The organism is Pararhizobium gei, assembly GCF_029223885.1.
Classification (GTDB): domain Bacteria; phylum Pseudomonadota; class Alphaproteobacteria; order Rhizobiales; family Rhizobiaceae; genus Pararhizobium; species Pararhizobium gei.
In genome coordinates this window covers 3,008,096-3,026,386 of record NZ_CP119409.1, presented here as the reverse complement: position 1 = coordinate 3,026,386, position 18,291 = coordinate 3,008,096, and the positions used below count along the sequence as shown (strand labels likewise).

The 18,291-nt window shown below is 59.0% G+C and carries 20 protein-coding genes; 7 read left to right on the top strand and 13 right to left on the bottom strand.

Annotated features, from left to right (window positions below):
* The first annotated feature begins 49 nt into the window (after positions 1-49).
* The 4 genes from PY308_RS14720 to PY308_RS14705 all read left to right on the top strand — a co-directional run bounded on the left by PY308_RS14720 (position 50) and on the right by PY308_RS14705 (position 2,411).
* Positions 50-310: an accessory factor UbiK family protein gene (locus PY308_RS14720; RefSeq protein ID WP_275783874.1), complete on the top strand. Its 261-nt coding sequence runs from the start codon at positions 50-52 to the stop codon at positions 308-310.
* Positions 311-732: 422 nt separating this feature from the next.
* Positions 733-1,233 (top strand): type III secretion system chaperone family protein, encoded by a 501-nt coding sequence (locus tag PY308_RS14715; protein ID WP_275783871.1) that lies wholly within the window; start codon positions 733-735, stop codon positions 1,231-1,233.
* A 2-nt stretch (positions 1,234-1,235) separates the two neighbouring features.
* Positions 1,236-2,054 carry a pyrroline-5-carboxylate reductase gene (proC, locus tag PY308_RS14710; protein WP_275783869.1) on the top strand — a complete coding sequence of 273 codons (819 nt, stop codon included), beginning with the start codon at positions 1,236-1,238 and terminating at the stop codon, positions 2,052-2,054.
* Positions 2,055-2,069: 15 nt separating this feature from the next.
* Entirely contained in the window at positions 2,070-2,411 is a 342-nt protein-coding gene (locus PY308_RS14705; protein WP_275783866.1) for a tRNA-binding protein, read from the top strand.
* 86 nt (positions 2,412-2,497) lie between these two features.
* Here the strand turns inward: PY308_RS14705 and PY308_RS14700 are convergent, their stop codons facing one another.
* Genes PY308_RS14700 through PY308_RS14690 form a run of 3 tightly spaced genes read right to left on the bottom strand, consistent with a single transcriptional unit; the run spans position 2,498 to position 5,093 of the window.
* Positions 2,498-3,874 (bottom strand): ATP-binding protein, encoded by a 1,377-nt coding sequence (locus tag PY308_RS14700; protein ID WP_275783864.1) that lies wholly within the window; start codon positions 3,872-3,874, stop codon positions 2,498-2,500.
* A 15-nt stretch (positions 3,875-3,889) separates the two neighbouring features.
* Entirely contained in the window at positions 3,890-4,591 is a 702-nt protein-coding gene (locus PY308_RS14695; RefSeq protein WP_275783862.1) for a response regulator, read from the bottom strand.
* A gap of 49 nt (positions 4,592-4,640) precedes the next feature.
* The gene (locus PY308_RS14690; protein WP_275791144.1) at positions 4,641-5,093 is read right to left on the bottom strand and encodes a MarR family winged helix-turn-helix transcriptional regulator; all 453 of its coding nucleotides are present in this window, start codon (positions 5,091-5,093) and stop codon (positions 4,641-4,643) included.
* Positions 5,094-5,405: 312 nt separating this feature from the next.
* Here PY308_RS14690 and PY308_RS14685 point away from each other — a divergent pair, with 312 nt between their 5' ends.
* Together PY308_RS14685 and PY308_RS14680 are read left to right on the top strand one after the other, a co-directional pair.
* On the top strand, positions 5,406-5,570 hold the full coding sequence (locus PY308_RS14685; RefSeq protein ID WP_275783861.1) for a hypothetical protein: 165 nt from the start codon (positions 5,406-5,408) through the stop codon (positions 5,568-5,570).
* A 114-nt stretch (positions 5,571-5,684) separates the two neighbouring features.
* Entirely contained in the window at positions 5,685-6,326 is a 642-nt protein-coding gene (locus PY308_RS14680) for an MBL fold metallo-hydrolase (protein ID WP_275783858.1), read from the top strand.
* A 69-nt stretch (positions 6,327-6,395) separates the two neighbouring features.
* Here PY308_RS14680 and PY308_RS14675 read toward each other — a convergent pair whose 3' ends face one another.
* The 4 genes from PY308_RS14675 to PY308_RS14660 all read right to left on the bottom strand — a co-directional run bounded on the left by PY308_RS14675 (position 6,396) and on the right by PY308_RS14660 (position 10,702).
* On the bottom strand, positions 6,396-6,830 hold the full coding sequence (locus PY308_RS14675) for a BA14K family protein (protein ID WP_275783855.1): 435 nt from the start codon (positions 6,828-6,830) through the stop codon (positions 6,396-6,398).
* Positions 6,831-6,970: 140 nt separating this feature from the next.
* Complete coding sequence (locus PY308_RS14670; protein ID WP_275783853.1) at positions 6,971-7,186, bottom strand: cold-shock protein; 216 nt, start codon at positions 7,184-7,186, stop codon at positions 6,971-6,973.
* 536 nt (positions 7,187-7,722) lie between these two features.
* Entirely contained in the window at positions 7,723-8,325 is a 603-nt protein-coding gene (locus PY308_RS14665; protein ID WP_275791143.1) for a class GN sortase, read from the bottom strand.
* A gap of 43 nt (positions 8,326-8,368) precedes the next feature.
* Positions 8,369-10,702, bottom strand: a complete 2,334-nt coding sequence (locus PY308_RS14660) for a marine proteobacterial sortase target protein (RefSeq protein WP_434064258.1) — start codon at positions 10,700-10,702, stop codon at positions 8,369-8,371.
* A 484-nt stretch (positions 10,703-11,186) separates the two neighbouring features.
* Between PY308_RS14660 and PY308_RS14655 the strand changes: the two genes are divergently transcribed.
* Positions 11,187-12,389 carry a pyridoxal phosphate-dependent aminotransferase gene (locus PY308_RS14655; RefSeq protein ID WP_275783848.1) on the top strand — a complete coding sequence of 401 codons (1,203 nt, stop codon included), beginning with the start codon at positions 11,187-11,189 and terminating at the stop codon, positions 12,387-12,389.
* Positions 12,390-12,543: 154 nt separating this feature from the next.
* Here PY308_RS14655 and PY308_RS14650 read toward each other — a convergent pair whose 3' ends face one another.
* The 6 genes from PY308_RS14650 to trxB all read right to left on the bottom strand — a co-directional run bounded on the left by PY308_RS14650 (position 12,544) and on the right by trxB (position 18,260).
* Positions 12,544-13,482 carry a lytic transglycosylase domain-containing protein gene (locus PY308_RS14650; RefSeq protein ID WP_275783845.1) on the bottom strand — a complete coding sequence of 313 codons (939 nt, stop codon included), beginning with the start codon at positions 13,480-13,482 and terminating at the stop codon, positions 12,544-12,546.
* A gap of 35 nt (positions 13,483-13,517) precedes the next feature.
* Positions 13,518-14,018: a GNAT family N-acetyltransferase gene (locus PY308_RS14645; protein WP_275783843.1), complete on the bottom strand. Its 501-nt coding sequence runs from the start codon at positions 14,016-14,018 to the stop codon at positions 13,518-13,520.
* 161 nt (positions 14,019-14,179) lie between these two features.
* Positions 14,180-15,304: an alkene reductase gene (locus PY308_RS14640; protein WP_275783841.1), complete on the bottom strand. Its 1,125-nt coding sequence runs from the start codon at positions 15,302-15,304 to the stop codon at positions 14,180-14,182.
* 56 nt (positions 15,305-15,360) lie between these two features.
* Complete coding sequence (locus tag PY308_RS14635; protein ID WP_275783838.1) at positions 15,361-15,654, bottom strand: ArsR/SmtB family transcription factor; 294 nt, start codon at positions 15,652-15,654, stop codon at positions 15,361-15,363.
* A 625-nt stretch (positions 15,655-16,279) separates the two neighbouring features.
* Entirely contained in the window at positions 16,280-17,176 is an 897-nt protein-coding gene (locus PY308_RS14630) for a LysR family transcriptional regulator VtlR (RefSeq protein ID WP_275783835.1), read from the bottom strand.
* 109 nt (positions 17,177-17,285) lie between these two features.
* Complete coding sequence (gene trxB, locus PY308_RS14625) at positions 17,286-18,260, bottom strand: thioredoxin-disulfide reductase (RefSeq protein ID WP_275783832.1); 975 nt, start codon at positions 18,258-18,260, stop codon at positions 17,286-17,288.
* Positions 18,261-18,291: the final 31 nt, after the last annotated feature.

The window sequence follows — 18,291 nt, the reverse complement described above, 5'->3', positions numbered from 1 at the left end:
CTCCTGTTCACAAGCCTGCTATCGCAGGCGACAAGATAGGATGGAAGCAATGAGCACGGGCACCAATCGAATTCTGGATGACTTCGCCAAGCTGATGACAGATGCGGCAGGCGCTGCGCAGGGCGTGCGCCGCGAGATGGAGACCATGTTCCGGGCGCAGGGCGAGCGGCTCCTCAATTCCATGGATATCGTCAAGCGCGAGGAGTTCGAGGCCGTCAGGGAAATGGCGCTGAAGGCGCGCGAAGAAAACGACGCCCTTCTGGCTCGTGTCGCGGCGCTTGAGGCACGGCTGGCCGAAGCCGGCAAGTGAGCAACTGCCGGAAGGGGATGGGGCGTGCGCCGGCGCCCGCGCCCGTTTGTCCCATTCTGGAACAGCTATGACGGTCCCATCGCTGCAACCGGCCGAATATTCATAATTTTTTCATCCTGTGGACACTGTCGAAAAACGCTTACGCCAGAGTCGCTTAAGAACCAGCGCTGAATCTGTTTCGCAAAGCATATCCACACCCTTCCGCGCTATTTTCCGGCGAGGGGGATGGCACGCGGACTCCCGCATTATACACTGATTTTAAATGATGATTCGAAACGGATCACGCAAGCTCCAGGCAGGCTAGTTCAGGCATGGTGGTCGTGTTTCCGGTAATCATAGTGTTTGTTTCTGGTGTTTGAGTTTGCAGATGTCGTGCGGGAGCACGATGACGCATGCCCGTGCCAGGACTTGTGGGGTGATGCATGAGCCTGATGGAACTGGAACTTGAGCGCCAATCGAACCCGGTCGACATGATCGAGTTCGTCGCGGCCAACAACGATTGGTCCTTCGAACGTTCCGGCGAAGACGAGATCGCCATGACCGTCGAGGGCAAGTGGACGGATTATCACGTCTCCTTCTCCTGGATGGAAGAATTCGAAGCACTGCATCTCGCCTGTGCCTTCGACATCAAGGTTCCCGAAAGCCGGGTCAACGAGGTCATCCGGCTTCTGTCCCATATCAACGGCCAGGTGCTGATGGGGCATTTCGATCTGTGGCGTCAGGAAGACGTCGTGATCTTCCGACAGTCGCTGCTGCTTGCAGGCGGTGCGGAGCCCACGAACCAACAGGTCGAGGTTCTGTTTTCCAGCGCGCTGGAAGCTTGCGAGTCCTATTTTCAGGCTTTCCAATTCGTCGTCTGGTCGGGCATCACTGCTGAGACTGCGGTTGAGGCCGTCATGTTCGAAACTGTCGGAGAAGCGTGACCATGGCTCTTGGTGCGGCAGGTCCGATCGTCCTTGTCGGAGCCGGCAACATGGGCGGCGCGATGCTCACCGGCTGGCTGAAGAGCGGGATTGCCGGAGCGGACGTTCTGGTGATCGATCCCGGTCCGTCGTCGTCCATGGCCAAGCTGATCGAAGACAATGGCGCGCTTCATAAGACGGAAGCGCCTGCGGGTCTGAAGGCCGGCGTTTTGTTTCTTGCCGTCAAGCCGCAGATGATGGCGGCGGTGCTGCCGCCGCTGCAAGGTCTCGTCGGCCCGGACACCGTTGTTGTATCGGTCGCCGCCGGAACGACACTCGCTTTTATGGGCAGCCATCTCGGTGAGGCCGCCATGGTGCGCGCCATGCCGAACACACCGGCGATGATCGGCCGCGGCGTCACCGGGGCTTTTGCGAATGCGGCTGTTTCTGCCCTGCAGAGAGATCTCGTCCACGGTCTTCTGAAGGTCTCCGGCCCGGTCGAATGGGTCGATACGGAAGCTGATATCGATGCGGTCACCGCCGTCTCGGGCAGTGGTCCGGCCTATGTCTTCTATCTCGTCGAATGCATGGCGGAGGCCGGCCGCAAAGCCGGTCTTCAGGCGGACCTTGCCATGCGGCTCGCACGGGAAACCGTCGCGGGGGCTGGTGAACTTCTCCATCAGTCCCCCGATGACGCTTCGAAACTCCGTCAGAACGTGACATCTCCGGGCGGCACGACGGCGGCGGCTCTCACCGTTCTTATGGCGGATGACGGCATGCAGCCGCTATTCGACAAAGCTATCGCCGCCGCCCGCAAGCGCGCCGAAGAACTGGCCGGCTGACAACTGGATTCTTCCATGACCGATACCATCGCTTATTCAGATTTCGAACGGGTCGATATTCGCGCCGGCACGATCGTCGAAGCCTTGCCTTTCCCCGAGGCGCGCAAACCGGCAATAAAGCTGGTCATCGATTTCGGCCCCGAAATCGGCGTCAAGAAATCCTCCGCCCAGATCACCGTTCACTACACGCCGGAAACCCTGATCGGCCGCCAGGTGCTGGGTGTCGTCAATTTTCCACCCCGCCAGATCGGCCCCTTCCGCTCTGAAGTTCTGACGCTGGGTTTCGAAGACGAGACGGGCGCGATCGTGCTTGCCAGCGTCGATAAGCCGGTCCCGAACGGCAAGAGAATGCTGTAGGGTGCGCAAGCACGCTGCCCGGTCTTTTCAAACACATTGCCAATGAGCCAAAGGGCAGGCGGCATGTCTGCCGGGCGGGGCTGGGACTATGCCGGTACCCTGACCATGGCCCTTAGCCCGCCCATCGAACTGTCCGACAGCGTTACGTTGCCACCGTGGCTGCGGGCGATGTCCCGGGCAATGGCAAGGCCGAGGCCGGTTCCGGAACTGTCGAGGTTGCGCGCCTCGTCAAGGCGAAAGAACGGCTTGAAAACATCTTCGCGCGAGCGCTCGGGAATACCGGGACCGTCGTCATCGACGGTAATGGTCAGCCATTTCGAGCTGTGTCTGGCATCGATATGCACGGTCTGGGCATAGCGATACGCATTGGAAGCCAGATTGGCGACCAGCCGGGTAAAGGCGTTGGGGCGGACCCGGACATTGTCGTCCCCTTCGATGGCGGTCGTTACCGTCTTGCCGTGCAACTCTGCCTCCAATGTCAGACGGTTCATCAGATCATGGAGTTTCAGGTCTCCGACATCCTCCTCGGCTTCGCCGCGTGCGAAGGCAAGGTAGCCTTCCAGCATGCTTTGCATGTCTTCGACGTCCTGGTTCAGGTTTTCCAGATCGGCGCTGTCGCCGGCAAGCGCCAATTGCAGCTTGAAGCGCGTGAGAATGGTGCGAAGGTCGTGGCTGACGCCCGTCAGCATCGCCGTTCGTTGCTCGATCTGCCGCTCGATACGTTCACGCATCTGGATGAAGGCCAGGCCCGCGCGGCGCACTTCCTCGGCGCCCCGCGGCGAGAACTCGTCGATCTTCTGGCCCTTGCCGAAACTCTCGGCTGCCTTGGCAAGGGCAAGAATCGGGCGGATCTGCCCACGCAAAAAGAGGATCGCAATGGCGAGAAGCACCAGCGAGGCGCCGACCATCCAGACGATAAAGATGTGCGTGTTGGAGGCATAAGCCTGGCCGCGACGGGCATAGACGCGCAGGATGCGTTCCGGGCCGAGCTTGATGCGGATTTCAACAAGATTGGAATCCCCGACCGTGTCGATCCAGAAGGGGCGGCGGATCGTGTCGGAAATCTCCTCGCTGAGGATCTGGTCCAGAATCTCGAAAAACGGCTTGGGGCGCGGTGGTGGCAGTTCTTCATCCGGCTCGATCGATATGTTCAGGTTCAACCGTTGCCGCGCGACGCGCGTGATGGTGGCCTCGTCCGAGCTTGGCATTGCCTCGATCAGATCGATGACGGCGGCAATATCGTTGGTCACGGCTGCCGACAGTCGCTGGGTCACGAGTTGCCAATGCCGCTCCATGAAAACAAAGGCGACGACGGACTGCAGCAGCACCATTGGAATGATGACGATCAGCAAGGAGCGGGCGTAAAGGCCCATCGGCAGACGACGGCGCAGCCATCGCATTGCCTCTTTCCATGCCGTGTCGCCCGACTGCGCCCCGCGCTTGATGATGTCAAAGCCCGCCATTCAAATCCTGTGTCCTCAATCGACGCTCAGCCGGTAGCCTATGCCACGAACGGTCTGGAGCCAGACCGGATTGGAGGGGTCGTCCTCGATCTTGCGCCGGAGGCGATTGATCTGCACGTCGATCGTTCGTTCGCCAACCTCCGCCTCGTCGCTCACCAGTTCGTGGCGCGGGATCGTCTCGCCGGCGCGCTGGGAAAAGAGCATCATGATTTCCTGCTCCCGGTCCGTCAGACGAATATGATCGGGGCCGCGCCGCAGTTCCCTGCGCACAACCGAGAAGGTGAAGGGGCCGAAAATGACCTGTTCGATCTTCGGCGCCTTGGCAGGGGCATTGCGTCTCAGAATATTGTTGATGCGCAGTACGAGTTCCCTGGGATCAAAGGGTTTTGGAAGATAGTCGTCGGCCCCTGCCTCCAAGCCTTCTATCCTGGCATTGGATTCCGCCAGCGCCGTCAGCATGATGACCGGCACCGTCTTGAGCTTGCGCAGGCTCTGGGTGAGCGAAATACCTGTCTCCCCCGGCATCATCACATCGACGATCAGCAGATCATAGTCGATGCCGACCAGCTTTCGCCGCGCTTCGGCAGCATCCGCGGCTGTTGTGATGCGAAAGCCCTTTTCCATCAGGTAGCGGTTGAGAAGATCGCGAATTCGCCGGTCGTCATCGACAACCAGCAGGTGGGGAGCGTCGTCTTCGATCCTCGTTGTTCTTGTCATGGTTTGCGTACCCTGTTCTTCCCGCGGTTCATGCCGGTAACCGGGTTTCTCAGCTCTCCGCTGCGTTCTTCATGCCGGCGAGGAATCGTTTGATCGTTTCCCTGGCTCCAGGACCGGTTTTTTCCAATGCTTTGGCGATGCGTCGCGACTGTGGCTTCGCCAAGGCACGCGCCAATGTCTTGCCTTCCTTTGTTGTATAGAGCTTGCGCTGCCGGCGATCCTCCGGCCCCGCAACTTGGTGAATATACCCTGAATCGATCAGCTGTTTCAAAACGCGGGCCAGGCTCTGTTTGGTAATCTTCAAGGTATCCAGCAGGTCGGCGACCGTCATGCCGGGTTCCCGATCGACGAAATGCAGCACCCGGTGATGGGCTCGACCAAAACCACGCTTTTCCAGTATGACATCCGGATCGGAGGTGAAATCCCGGTAGGCGAAGAAGAAAAGTTCGATGATCTCGAAATCCACCGCGTCTTGTCTGTCTCCACCGGGAGCCTGTTCCATATCGGACGTCTGCCTTGGCTGTCCTGCCACGCCGTCATTTCCTTTCAACCGATTTTCCTCCGGAAACCTTCGCCATAAGACGTTGGCCGTGTCGACATGTTTTTCGCTTTATGCAGATGTTCCGGAACGCTGATCATACGACGCTCGCTGCCATTTGTCGCCACGGCTTTGCCCGTCTCCCGAATTGCTTCTTCTCGAGTCCCGTAGGGAACAGCATAGGGGCCGAAAATCTAAAATACTGGAATCACTCCGGTTTAGCCGGAACTTTCTAGCATTTGTCGTGTTTACAGCACACAAAAGAGGACGATGGACATGCAAGAGAACCCTGCTTTCGAAACCTCATCCGCGGCACGGCAACTCCGGCCCGTCGTTATTACAGTGGTTGCTGCCAAGATCGCTGTCTTTGCGCTGCTCATGACGACGGTCAACATCCAGACGCCGATCCCCGCCGCTATCGAGCTTGCCGAATTGCGGTAGCCTGTGACGCGATACAGCTCTCAATTCTAGGAAACTAGTCGTTTCGCGATTAATGCCGTTCCCATCGCGCTGCAGTCGCTTTATATGCGTTGCAACAACTGGCAGCGAGGCGACATGCTACAGGCAAGCATTATTCCGGTTACCCATTTTCAGCAGAATTGTACTGTCCTTTTCGATGATGAGACAAAAGACGGTGTGATCGTCGATCCGGGCGGTGACGTCGATCTGATCCTCCGGACTGTTCGGGATAACGGCATCACTTTGAAAGCGATCTGGCTGACGCATGGCCATATCGATCATGCCGGCGGCGCCAAAGAGTTGAAGCAAGCTCTGGATATCGACATTGTCGGCCCGCACAAGGACGACCAGCCGCTTCTCGAGCGGCTGGAAGAGCAGGCGGAGAAATTCGGCATGGCGATGAAGGTGGAGAATGTTCTGCCTGACCGCTGGCTGGAAGACGGCGACACCGTTTCATTCGGAGAGCATGTCTTTGAGGTGTTGCACTGCCCCGGCCACGCACCCGGTCATGTCGTCTATTTCAACCGGAAACAGGGCTTTGCCCATGTGGGCGACGTACTGTTCCGCGGCTCCATCGGGCGAACCGATCTTCCGGGCGGCAATCATGAACAATTGCTGGCTTCGATCCGCGACAAGATCCTGCCGCTTGGCGACACAGTCGGCTTTATCTGCGGTCACGGTCCGGGTGGCCAGATTGGCGAGGAACGCCGGACCAATCCCTATCTTCGTGGCTTGTGAGTTTTCAACCGGACAGCAAAAAAGGCACGCGCCAGTTAGCCCGTGCCTTTTTTAGCGTCAGGCTATGGTTTAGCCGGCTGTGCAGAAATGTTCGCGACCGTCATAGCCCACGAAGGTGCCGGAGCGGGAGTCGAACGAGCGATAACGCTGCGAGCAATAGCGGTGCCAGGCGGGTGTCCAAGGCTCAAGCGACCCATAGCTCTGGACGACTACCGGGCGGGCGCGGCGATAAACGGGACGCGGCTCGTAGTAGTCGGGTTCCGGATCGATATAGACCCGCTCCTGGTAACGCGGCTGGCTGGCGATGGCGCCGCCAATAATCACGCCGGTTGCAAGGCCGAGCGCGCCAAGAGCGGCTGCGTCGCCATTGTGATGACGACGTCCATAGTCGTGACGATAGTGGCGACGGCCGCCCCAGTCTTCGGCTTGAGCCGGCGCTACAGTTGGTATGATGGTTGCTGCGGTGGCAACCGCGAGAACGGCAGCTTTGATAAAGGTGTTCATTGTTTCGATCCTGTGAAAGGGTGGACCAGAGCGTCTTTCATGACGATGCAGGCACATTAACCTGACGAAACTGAACGCAGGCTGAATGGAAAACCCGGCACTACGCCGGGCTTTTAATGTGAATCCATGTCGGCGACGGCTCAGCCGGACACTTGCAGGTTGACGGCTTTTGGCCCCTTGCCGCGGCGATCCGGTTCGGTATCGAAGCTGACCTTCTGATTTTCCGACAGCGCGTTAAGGCCGGAAGCCTGTACTGCCGAGATATGCACGAAGATATCGGCGCCACCATTGTCGGGTTTTATGAAGCCGAAGCCTTTGTCCGTGTTGAAAAATTTAACAATGCCAGTGTCTGCCATGCATCAGGTCCTTTTTCCTCTGCCCGGAAGCAGCGGGCAGCATTACAATGTTTGCCCAGGGGCGTGCGGCAGGCAGTCTTCGACGATGAGGAAAGGTCCTGTACTTGCAGACGGCCACAGAACCCTGTTCCTTGCCCGTCCGCCCGGCGCGTTTTGCGTGCCCCGGCCCGCATACTTGAAAGGTCTTTCCGTGTCCGTAGTTGCCCGAACGCGGTAAACTTGCTGTGTTTATTTTAAATTGGCAAGCAAAAGTTTCCTGACGCTACTGCCCAGATTTGAATTGTGTAAAAAGCGGTCATCTGCTGAAAAATAGGATTTTCTACTGATATATTGCAAGCTTTTGAAAACACTTGTTTTTGGGTTGCAATGTCGTAATTGGGACCGTTTAAAGCCTCAGGCAGTGCAAAACGCGTCGTCTGAAATGCCGTTCTACGTATGGGTTGGCAGTAACCAAGAATAGATCTCTTTGCACCGCGCGCCTGAAGGCACCCTGCCTCGGCCACGATATCTCGTTGTCGGGTCCGGTGGCAGGACCTTCAGTTCAAACTGGCGAAGGATTGTTTGCCTGCGTCCGAAATCAGTTCGGCACTGACGATGTAGCGAAGAGGACCCTGCACTGTTGCCTCGAAGGGCCAGCAGGTGGCCAGCGCCAGATGTCGGCCGGGTGCGTTCGCGTTTATGCCGCTCTGGTCCCAACGTGCGATTCGCCCCTGTCCGGCGCGGAACGTAAGTGTCTTTCCATCCCGGCGTTTGATCATCAGCAGGTCGCCGGGCTTCACCTCCTTCAGCCAGCGAAAGTGGGTGTCCCGATGGGCGGCGATGACGGCGGTGCCGCTTTCTCCCGGCATGGGCGTATTCGCCAGCCGTGCCGGCCCGAAGGCCAGCGCCTCGCCGCTGGCGCCGGACAAAACGATGGCCGATCTGCCAATCCGCGGCGCGACAATTTCCGCCTCGGTCGAGAAATCTGCCCAGGGCCAGGGCTTGCCGCCGGTTCCGCCGTCAAGCTGTGCGGCAAAACTGCGTTTCAGCAGGACTTGCGACAATTCCGCCTTGGCTTTGATGAAGGCGCCCTTGCCGATCAGCATCACACCCGCGATGCCAATCAGGCAAATTGCTGCAAGGACGAGCGTTTCCAGCATGTTCAGGCGGGCAAGGAAACCGCCCCGCGCACCGGTCGTTGTTTTAATGAACACGGCTGCGTGCCTCCTGGTAAAGACCGCGCATCTGCCAGCGCCACAGGCCGAACGTGGCTGCGGCCATGATAGCCATCGTCAAAAGGGCCATGCCAATCAGAATATAGCGGTCGGCAAGCGTAGCGGTCTGCGGCAAGTCGACCTGGCTGCCGCCTTGTTGCGCGATGAGGTTGGCTGCCCGCGCGGTCGGTGCTGCCGCAATCTGGTCGGCAACAAGGATCGCCTGTTCCTCGGCATGGTCGAGCGCCGCTTTTCTTTGGTCCTGGGGCAGGTTTTCGAGCGGCTTCTCGCCGAAGACCTTCTGGAAGTCCCATCCCAACGGCAGATTGACCGGTAGATCCGTGCTCGCCAGCGTTTCGGTGGCCGGACGCGATGGCGTGACATCGACGGCAACCAGGCTGGTGACGCGCGAGACGATGTGATGGGCGAGCGCCACAGTCTCGATCTCCTTGTCGAGTGCCGCCCTGTCATTGACCGCATAGGCGCCGGCCTCGAGATCACCGATCTTGCGGCGGGCCCAGAGCTTGGCGAGGCCGGTGCCTTCTGATGCCTTGGCCACATCCATTTCGACGCGCCAGGGCTGATCGCCCGTCCGGCCGGTGATCTGCAGTTTGCCGGCAACAGATGTGCCATCAAGCCGGGCCGTCAACACCACCGGTTCGCCGCGATAGAGGTCCGGCATGGGGTTGGGGGTTATATCCCTGGCATTCGCACCGTCGAAGGTGACTGCAATATCGGTCATGGCCGGGTTTTCGAGCTTTTCGAACAATTCGCCCATGCACGACGCAACCTGATTTTCGGCGCCGATCAGGGTGAAGGTGCCTCGGCCGATCTCCGCGGCCTTCGTCATGAAATATGTGTTGGGCGCGGAACCGATGCCGACGGTGAACACGCGGGCGTCGCCACGATTGGCGGAAATTTCCTGAAAGAGCTGCGCCTCGTTGCCGATGGCGCCATCCGTCAGGAACACCACCTGGCGAAGCGCGCCTGTTGCGACCGGACCCTGTGTCCGCAACGCTGCTTCCAGGGCCGGCAGCATTTCCGTGCCGCCGTCTGCCGTAAGGCTGCGGGCGAAGGCGATCGCGTTTTCGCGGTTGTCCGGCGTCGCCTGAACGAGACTGGGGAAGTGAACGCTCATCGTATCGTCGAAGCGGATGACGTTGAACCTGTCCTGCGGCCGCAGTCTGGAGATTGCCAGGGCCAAACTGTCGCGCGCCTGTTCGATCGAGGGTCCCGCCATGGAGCCGGAGTTGTCGATGACGAAGACAACCTCGCGGTTCGAACGGGCCGCCGCCGCCGTATCGTCCGCCGGTGGCGTGACGAAGCCGAGCAGATAGGTGCGGCCATCGATGGTCTCCCGGAAAAGGCCGGCATGGGGCGTCCTGCCGGTGGCGGCTTGCCAAGTCAGTTCGAAGTCCTTGTCTGCAGGCACGCTGCCCGCCTGAAGCGTGATGGTGCGCACCATGTCGCCGGGTGATTTCATATCGACTGCGTGAAAGGCTGACGTGACGGCGCCGAGTGGAAAGCCGGCATTGAGGTTGAGCGTCAGGGTGACGGGGTTGATCTTCGCGTGTTCAGCCGGGTCGAGCACGGGGGCCATGATCTTGTCGCGGTCAGGTACCGGGTCGCTGACGGCAAAGCCTGAGCGGGGGTCGAGATCGACCGTCTGAACGATCGGGTCCGGGTTGTAGCGCGGCGCAACGACCATGGGAAAACGCAGGGAAAAGACGCCGTTCGACTGGTGCACGCTGCTCTGGTATTCGATCTGCACCACGATGGTTTCGCCGGGGCCGATATTTGCGACCTGATTGGTGAAGATGTTCGGCCGCTGCTGTTCGAGCAGCGCCGTCTTCTTGCCCTCCGCCTTGGCCTGTTCATAGATCTTGCGCGCCTCTTCGCGGGCCTTGATCTTGCCTTCGATGAAGCGCTCGCCGATTTGCATCTTCAACGTATCGACAGCCGAGTCGTCCGGCAGCGGAAAGACATAGGTGCCCTCGACCCAACCCTTGCTGGGGTTCTGGAATCTCTGGGTGACGCGGGTGCGGATAATCGGTCCGTTGATGTCGATCCGAACATCGGTCGCCAGTCGCGGCGCCTCGACGAAAAAGCCCGGCTCGCGCGACGGGAAGAGCAGGGCGCCCGTTCCCATGTCGTTCGGCCTGACATAGCCGGCCATATGCTGCGGCCTATCCGTGCCGGTATCGGCCGACGCCTCGGAGAAGAAGCCCATGACGAAAAACAAAAGGACCGTCACGGCCGTCAGCCCGGCAACCAAAAGATATTCCACGTAGTTCGTATGCTGGCGCTGCGTCGTGGCGCCCATTTCCGTATCGACAGACATTGCGAGACCCCCTCGGTCCGGATGAATTCCTGTGACCGTGAAAAGAGGCTGCGAAATCGTCCGGACAAGGACGGAATTGCGGCGGGCCGCGGCAATTATCATGACCAAATAAAGGCGTTGCAAAAATGCTTCAAACACCATGATTTTGTAGAATAAATCGGACGGCCGCGACGTCATTTTTCATTGCGCTTGGAAATGCTGGAGCAGCAGGCTCCGGCGTGCTTTCGGCTGGCCGAAAATCCGGTCTCGTCAGGACCTTGCGGCTGGTTTTCGATAAACTGATTCATGGTCCGTGCCGATGCCGGGCCGTCAAACATTGTCATCGTCACGCATTTTGCGAATTTGCGGGCGGTTTGCGCTTGAAACACAGGCAGTCTTTCGACATACACCTAACCGCTATGGAGCTTTGCCGGATGCTGCTCCGATGGCCCGCATGCTGTCTCAACCTGTCAGGACAAACCACATCATGGCCTTTCTTGCCGACGCCCTTTCCCGTGTGAAGCCCTCCGCTACCATCGCCGTTTCCCAGAAAGCCCGGGAACTGAAAGCCAAGGGCCGCGATGTGATCGGGCTCGGTGCAGGCGAGCCGGATTTCGATACGCCTGACAATATCAAGAAGGCTGCGATCGACGCGATCAACCGGGGTGAGACGAAGTACACGCCTGTTTCCGGCATTCCGGAACTGCGCGAGGCGATTGCGAAAAAATTCAAGCGCGAAAACAATCTTGATTACACCGCCGCCCAGACGATCGTCGGCACCGGCGGAAAGCAGATTCTTTTCAACGCCTTCATGGCGACGATGAATCCGGGCGATGAAGTCGTCATCCCGGCACCTTATTGGGTGTCCTATCCGGAGATGGTGTCGATCTGCGGCGGCACGCCCGTGTTTGTCGAAGCGACCCAGGCCAACAATTTCAAGCTGACGGCTGAGGATCTCGACAAGGCGATCACGGCCAAGACCAAATGGTTCATCTTCAACTCGCCGTCAAACCCATCCGGCGCCGCCTATTCGCATGCGGAATTGAAAGCCCTGACGGATGTGCTCCTGAAGCATCCGCATGTCTGGGTTCTGACTGATGATATGTACGAGCACCTGACCTATGGCGATTTCAAGTTCGCGACCCCGGTCGAGGTCGAGCCAAAGCTTTATGACCGCACGCTGACCATGAACGGCGTGTCCAAGGCCTATGCCATGACCGGCTGGCGCATTGGCTACGCCGCCGGCCCGCTGGCGCTGATCAAAGCCATGGACATGATCCAGGGGCAGCAGACATCGGGGGCCTGCTCGATCGCCCAGTGGGCGGCCGTGGAGGCGCTGAACGGCACACAGGACTTCATCCCTGAAAACAAGAAGATCTTCGAAGGCCGCCGCGATCTGGTCGTCTCCATGCTCAACCAGGCCAAGGGCATCGAGTGCCCGTCGCCTGAAGGCGCGTTCTACGTTTATCCGTCCTGCAAGGGTCTGATCGGCAAGACATCGCCGACAGGCAAGGTCATCGAGACCGACGAGGACTTCGTGTCCGAGCTTCTGGAATCCGAGGGCGTTGCCGTTGTCCACGGCTCGGCTTTCGGTCTCGGGCCCAACTTCCGCATTTCCTACGCAACGTCCGAAGAACTGCTCGAAGAAGCCTGCAAGCGCATCCAGCGCTTCTGCGCGGCCTGCAAGTAACCGGCTCTCCCGATTGCCGACGGACCCCAGCAGGTTCGTCGGAAGAGGAAACGGTGCAGCGCGACGTCACTGTCCTATATAGGCCAGCAAGTCCTCGACCAGCATTGTGGGCGATTCGCCGGCTGCCTTACATGGACAAGGTAGTAAGGCAGGCTCAGTTCCTGAAAACGATACAGGCGCCGCCGTTCCTGCGAACCTGCGCGCACACTGCTTCGGCCTCCGACCGCGTCTGGCGGGCGATCCGGGCGGTGTAGCGCAGCCTCGTTCCGAAGGCACGGTTGCGCTCCTTCTGGATCAGCGGTTTTTCCATGTTCAACGGCTCCGGGAGGGACCGGACAGCCAAAAGGAACAGTCTTGCCGCTACCGGCTTTTGAAAATGCGCCGCAAGTTGCGCGCCCCAGGGCGCCCATACGCCTTCCGCTTCAAATTCCACAGCCTTGAGGCGCCGGGTGCTGGCCAGGGCAACACAGGCGTCCTCGAAGGATTTTCGGTCGTCGAGGCGCAGATCAACCGTTGCGGGCGGGTTGTCCCGCCAGTCTTCAGCCGGATGGGCAGTGATGTCGAGAACATAGTTGCGGGTTTCCTGCGGCAGATTTCCGGTGCGCAGGAATGTGCGCAACCCGCCTTCGCCGGCATTGTAAGCGGTGGCTGCCAGACCGATATTGCCGAAACGGTCCCGCAAGTCGTCGAGATACTCGGCCGCTTCTCCCAACGCCTCCAAGGCATCGAAACTGTTGGAAAGACCGCGCAGCCGCGCTGTGGAGGGAATGAACTGCGCTATTCCTTCCGCGCCCTTGGAGCTGACCGCGTCCGGACGAAACAGGCTTTCCTTCCAGATCAGTCGCGCGAAAAAGTCTGGAGGAAGATCGTTTTCACCGGAAAAACGAGCAAGCGCCGTGCAGATGTCGCGGTTGAAACTGCCTGCGCGAACGCAGAGCGCGCCCGTTCGTGTCGCAGCGGAATAGGTGCACGGCGGCGCGCGCCATTCAATCTGCGCGATCGCCGCATCGGGCTGAGTGCCAAGGATCAGTCCCGCTGTCAGCAGCGTGACGAAGAATCCCTTCCAGTTCCATATTCGATGGCTGCGTGCCATGGTTCTTTCACCATTGTGACGCGGAAGGGGGCCGCCTACCGCGCCGGCAGGATCAGTTGCATGAAGGTCAGGTCGAGCCAACGACCGAACTTGGTGCCGACTTCCTTCATCTCGCCAGTGATCCGGAAACCCAGTTTTTCATGCAGTCGGATCGATGCCTGATTGTTGGCTTCGATGCCCGCCACCATCACATGCTTGCCGCAGGCGCAGGCCCGGTCGATCAGGGCCACCATCAGCAAGTTCCCGATACCGCCGCCGCGCTGGTTTTTTTCCACATAGACGGAATGCTCGACAGTGTGGCGATAGCCGTCGAAGGCGCGCCAGTCGCCGAAGGAGGCATATCCCGCAACAGTGCCGTCTTGCGTGACTGCAACCAGCACCGGATAGCCGAGCCGCCGGCGTTCGGTAAACCAGACTGTCCGGTTTTCCAGATCGACCTGCGTGTCGTTCCAGATGGCCGTCGTATTGGCGACCGCGTCGTTATAGATATCGCGAATGGCAGGCAGGTCGGTCTCTTCGGCATCGCGCAGGTGCATCACGTCATCTCCAGTCCTGCGCGGAGATTTAGATCGCGCGGCACAGATTGTCCACGGCACAACTGTCTGGTTCGATCCGCTGCGTGTCCGAGACCATGATTGCATCGCGCATCGACAGGAAAGCCCCGCCCCGTAAGGGGCGGGAGGAGAGATCGAGACCCTCAGGCTGCCTGATGCTCAAGCGTCGGATAGTCGGTATAGCCCTTGGCGCCACCGCCGTAGAAGGTTGCCTGGTCCGGTGTGTTCAGCGGCACATCGTCCTTCAGACGCTGCACGAGGTCCGGATTGGCGATGAAGGGTTTACCGAAGGCAACAAGGTCCGTTTTGCCGTCTTCCACGGCCTGGATCGCAAGCGCCCGGTCGTAGCCGTTGTTTGTCATCCATGCGGCTTCACCGCCGGCTTTTTCGTAGGCGGTGCACAGCGCCTTATAGTCGAAGGGTTTGTCGCCCTGCTGGAAATCGCGGGGTCCGCCCGTCGCACCTTCGATGATGTGGATATAGGCAAGCTTGTACTTGGCCAGCCCTTCGATGACATGGGTGAACAGAGCCTGCGCATCCGGATCGGACGAATCATTGGCCGGGGTGACCGGAGAAAGACGGATACCGGTGCGGCCCTCGCCAATTTCCTTCGTGATTGCCTCGACCACCTCGAACAGGAAACGGGCGCGATTTTCGATCGGTCCGCCATACTGGTCGGTGCGGACATTCGAGCCTGACCGGAGGAACTGGTCGATCAGATAGCCATTGGCAGCGTGGATTTCGATGCCGTCGAAACCGGCTTCGATTGCCGCACGGGCAGCCTTGCGGTAATCCTCGACAATGCCCGGGATTTCGGACACATCGAGAGCCCGAGGCTCGGAGGTGTCGGCAAAGCTGCCGGTGCCGTCCTCATTGACCAGATAGGTCTTCGATTTCGCCGTGATGGCGGAGGCGGAAACAGGCTTTTCGCCGTTCGGCTGCAGCGAGGTGTGGGAAATCCGGCCGACATGCCACATCTGCACGACGATCTTGCCGCCGGCCTTGTGCACGGCATCGGTGACCTGCCGCCAGCCATTGAGGGCTTCCTCGGTGTAGAGCCCGGGCACATCGGCATAGCCCTGGCCCTGATGGGTGATTGCGGTGGCTTCGGTGATCAGCAGGCCGGCTGTGGCGCGCTGTTCGTAATAGGTGACGTTGAGGGAATTCGGGACGGCGCCCGGCGACCGGTTACGCGTCAGCGGCGCCATGACGACACGGTTGGCGAGTTCGATATCGCCGATTGCGATAGGATCGAAGAGAGAGGCCATGGGGAATCCTTTTTGGTCGTTGAGAAGCTTGGGAGGGGAGAGCGACACAGGAATTTCTACAAAGTATCGCCAATATGTTTCAGGAACGCCCTTATGGCGTCCTCGTTCCGCTTGTAGAAAATCCATTGTCCAACGCGCTGCGTCGTCACCAGGCCGGCGCGTTGCAGGACAGCAAGGTGCCCGGACACGGTCGATTGGGACAGGCCGCAGCGCTCGAACTGGCTGGCGCAAATTCCCATGTCCAGCGGGTGATGCTGGCTTGAAAAATGTGCCTGCGGGTCTTTCATCCAGCCGAGCATTTCGATGCGTTTCGGATGGGCGAGAGCCTTCAGAATTTCGTCCTTGTCCATCGGCGTCCAGTGTATCGTCAAATTCCGATGCGCCGATTTATAAATCGGAAAATTCCGATATTCAAGTCACAAACCTGTGAGAGTGATATAGGCAAAAAAAGAGGGCCAGCGGACGAACCGGGCCCTTTTTAGGTGTGAAGGTAAAAACCTCCAGAGGGGAACAGCTGCTGCGGTGGCACTGGGAGGAAGAACTCCACCATCTGCATCAGCTGAAACTGATGTGGGAAGCCTCTGGCAACTTTTCAATGCCGGCAGGAGCCAAAAAGCCGCAACCAGAGGTATGCGCTTGAAATCAAGGCAAAAAAAGAGGGCCACAAGAAAACTTGGGCCCTTTATAGTTATGAAGGTATTCAAACCTCCAGAGGGGAACAGCTGCTGCGGTGGCACTGGGAGGAAAAAAGCCACCAAGATGCATCAGCTGCAGTCGGTATGATGGTTTTTTGGGCGCTAGGCAATCATTTAATATGCATGTCAGCCATGTGTGAAACGCAGTCCTGCACGTTTTTAAAGCGATTTAAACCGTTCTTTTGTGGAAGAGGCATCTTCCGTCGAAAAAATCCATCTTAAACATAGGGTTAGTCGAAGGGAAGTTGAGATTGTTTTTTGTGCAGGCCAAAATGCCGGTTTAGAAATTCCAGTTGCGGGCTTTCGCCACGATGAAATCACGGAAGACCTTGAGCTTGGCGGCATTCTTGATCTCGTCCGGGTAGCAGAAATAGGTGTCGAAGGAGGGTATGTCCGCGCCGATCGGCAACTGGATCAACCCTGGATCCCTGCCGACGATATAATCCGGCATCATGGCAATGCCGATACCGAGCAGGCAGGCGCGCTTGATCGATGTCTGGCTGTTGATCTGCAAATGCGACATGCGGGGGTTGTCCGAATCCCGCCCGGCAATCTCCAGCCAGTTGACGTCAAGCAGGTAGTTCGGTGCCGGTTCGCCGAAGGTGATGATCCGGTGATTGTCGAGATCCTGAATTGACTGCGGCTCGCCATGCTTGTTGATATAGGAGGGGGCGGCATAGACATGCATATGCACGGTGAACAGCTTGCGCTGGATCAAGTCGGACTGTTGCGGCTGGCGTAGCCGGATGGCGCAGTCTGCATGGCGCATGTTGACGTCCAGTTCCTCGTTGTCGAGAATGAGCTGAACCTGCATTTCCGGGTAGAGCGCCAGGAATTCCTGCACTTTGTCGGTCAGCCAGCCCTGGCCGAGGCCGACGGTTGTGGTGATGCGCAGCTTGCCGCTTGGCTTGTCCGTGGTTTCCGTCAGTTGAACACGGACGCTTTCCAGCTTCATCAGCACTTCATGGGCGGTGCGATAAAGGATTTCCCCCTGTTCGGTCAGGATGAGGCCACGTGCATGGCGGTGGAACAGCTTGATGCCGACATCCTGTTCAAGCGAACTTACCTGGCGGCTGATAGCCGATTGGGACAGATGCAGCTTGTCGGCCGCATGCGTAAAGGAGCCCGCCTCCGCCGCCGCATGAAAAATGCGCAATTTATCCCAGTCTAACGGCATGAAGCCTCCCAATAACTGCCTGTGGCGGATCCGGTCTCCCGATTCCGCCTGAAGGCTGATCGTCTGTTCCCACTCGGGAGCGGTCGTCCGTCCCGATTATTTGCGGCTTCTATTCGGCCGCAATTGCGACGGGCATGTGGCCCGCCAGGTATTTTTCCGCCTCGAGCGCCGCCATGCAGCCCATTCCGGCGGCCGTGATCGCCTGACGGTAAATGTCGTCCGTGACGTCTCCTGCAGCATAGACGCCAGCCACGTCCGTTGCGGTTGAATCGGGTGCCGTCCAGAGATAGCCATTCGGCTTCAGCTTTAGTTTATCCTTGAACAGTTCGACTGCCGGTGCATGGCCGATGGCGACAAAAACGCCGTCGATGGGCATCTCGCTCGTTTCACCTGTGCGGGTGTTGCGCAGCCGGACACCATTCACCGAAGCGGGCATGGGCGGTTTGGCAGGCGTGCCGAGATATTCGGTCACCTCGTGATCCCAGATCACCCTGATGTTCTCTTTGGCGAACAATCGCTCCTGCAGGATTTTCTCAGACCGAAAGCTGTCGCGGCGGTGAATGACGGTCACCGTCTTTGCAAGGTTCGACAGATAGAGGGCCTCTTCGACGGCGGAATTGCCGCCGCCAACGACGATGACGTCCTTGTTGCGATAGAAGAAGCCGTCGCAGGTGGCGCAGGCCGACACGCCGAAGCCCTGGAACGTCGGCTCGCTTTCGATACACAGCCATTTGGCCTTGGCGCCGGTCGCGATGATCAGCACGTCGGCCGTCCAGTCCGTGCCGCTGTCCGTTTTCAACCGGAACGGACGGATGGACAGATCGACGTCAGTCACGAGGTCGTTGACGATTTCCGCGCCGACATGCTGCGCCTGTTTGAGCATCTGTTCCATCATCCAGGGGCCTTGGACAGGATCGGCATAGCCCGGATAATTTTCCACATCGGTGGTGATCATCAATTGTCCGCCCTGTTCCATTCCGGCGATCAGGACCGGATTGAGCATGGCGCGGGCGGAGTAGATCGCGGCTGTGTATCCGGCAGGGCCGGATCCGATGATTAGCACTTTCGCATGTCGGGCAGTCATAGATGAGAACTCCAGCTCCGGCCTGCAAAAA

Excerpts from the sequence above, each read along its gene's own strand:
- PY308_RS14705 (WP_275783866.1), top strand. The coding sequence starts at position 2,070 with ATGACCGATACCATCGCTTATTCAGATTTCGAACGGGTCGATATTCGC.
- PY308_RS14685 (WP_275783861.1), top strand. The coding sequence starts at position 5,406 with ATGCAAGAGAACCCTGCTTTCGAAACCTCATCCGCGGCACGGCAACTC.
- PY308_RS14695 (WP_275783862.1), bottom strand. The coding sequence starts at position 4,591 with ATGACAAGAACAACGAGGATCGAAGACGACGCTCCCCACCTGCTGGTT.
- PY308_RS14640 (WP_275783841.1), bottom strand. The coding sequence starts at position 15,304 with ATGGCCTCTCTCTTCGATCCTATCGCAATCGGCGATATCGAACTCGCC.
- proC (WP_275783869.1), top strand. The coding sequence starts at position 1,236 with ATGGCTCTTGGTGCGGCAGGTCCGATCGTCCTTGTCGGAGCCGGCAAC.
- PY308_RS14630 (WP_275783835.1), bottom strand. The coding sequence starts at position 17,176 with ATGCCGTTAGACTGGGATAAATTGCGCATTTTTCATGCGGCGGCGGAG.
- PY308_RS14680 (WP_275783858.1), top strand. The coding sequence starts at position 5,685 with ATGCTACAGGCAAGCATTATTCCGGTTACCCATTTTCAGCAGAATTGT.
- PY308_RS14720 (WP_275783874.1), top strand. The coding sequence starts at position 50 with ATGAGCACGGGCACCAATCGAATTCTGGATGACTTCGCCAAGCTGATG.
- PY308_RS14670 (WP_275783853.1), bottom strand. The coding sequence starts at position 7,186 with ATGGCAGACACTGGCATTGTTAAATTTTTCAACACGGACAAAGGCTTC.
- PY308_RS14660 (WP_434064258.1), bottom strand. The coding sequence starts at position 10,702 with ATGGGCGCCACGACGCAGCGCCAGCATACGAACTACGTGGAATATCTT.
- PY308_RS14675 (WP_275783855.1), bottom strand. The coding sequence starts at position 6,830 with ATGAACACCTTTATCAAAGCTGCCGTTCTCGCGGTTGCCACCGCAGCA.
- PY308_RS14690 (WP_275791144.1), bottom strand. The coding sequence starts at position 5,093 with ATGGAACAGGCTCCCGGTGGAGACAGACAAGACGCGGTGGATTTCGAG.
- PY308_RS14700 (WP_275783864.1), bottom strand. The coding sequence starts at position 3,874 with ATGGCGGGCTTTGACATCATCAAGCGCGGGGCGCAGTCGGGCGACACG.
- PY308_RS14715 (WP_275783871.1), top strand. The coding sequence starts at position 733 with ATGAGCCTGATGGAACTGGAACTTGAGCGCCAATCGAACCCGGTCGAC.
- PY308_RS14655 (WP_275783848.1), top strand. The coding sequence starts at position 11,187 with ATGGCCTTTCTTGCCGACGCCCTTTCCCGTGTGAAGCCCTCCGCTACC.
- PY308_RS14635 (WP_275783838.1), bottom strand. The coding sequence starts at position 15,654 with ATGGACAAGGACGAAATTCTGAAGGCTCTCGCCCATCCGAAACGCATC.
- trxB (WP_275783832.1), bottom strand. The coding sequence starts at position 18,260 with ATGACTGCCCGACATGCGAAAGTGCTAATCATCGGATCCGGCCCTGCC.
- PY308_RS14650 (WP_275783845.1), bottom strand. The coding sequence starts at position 13,482 with ATGGCACGCAGCCATCGAATATGGAACTGGAAGGGATTCTTCGTCACG.
- PY308_RS14645 (WP_275783843.1), bottom strand. The coding sequence starts at position 14,018 with ATGCACCTGCGCGATGCCGAAGAGACCGACCTGCCTGCCATTCGCGAT.
- PY308_RS14665 (WP_275791143.1), bottom strand. The coding sequence starts at position 8,325 with ATGCTGGAAACGCTCGTCCTTGCAGCAATTTGCCTGATTGGCATCGCG.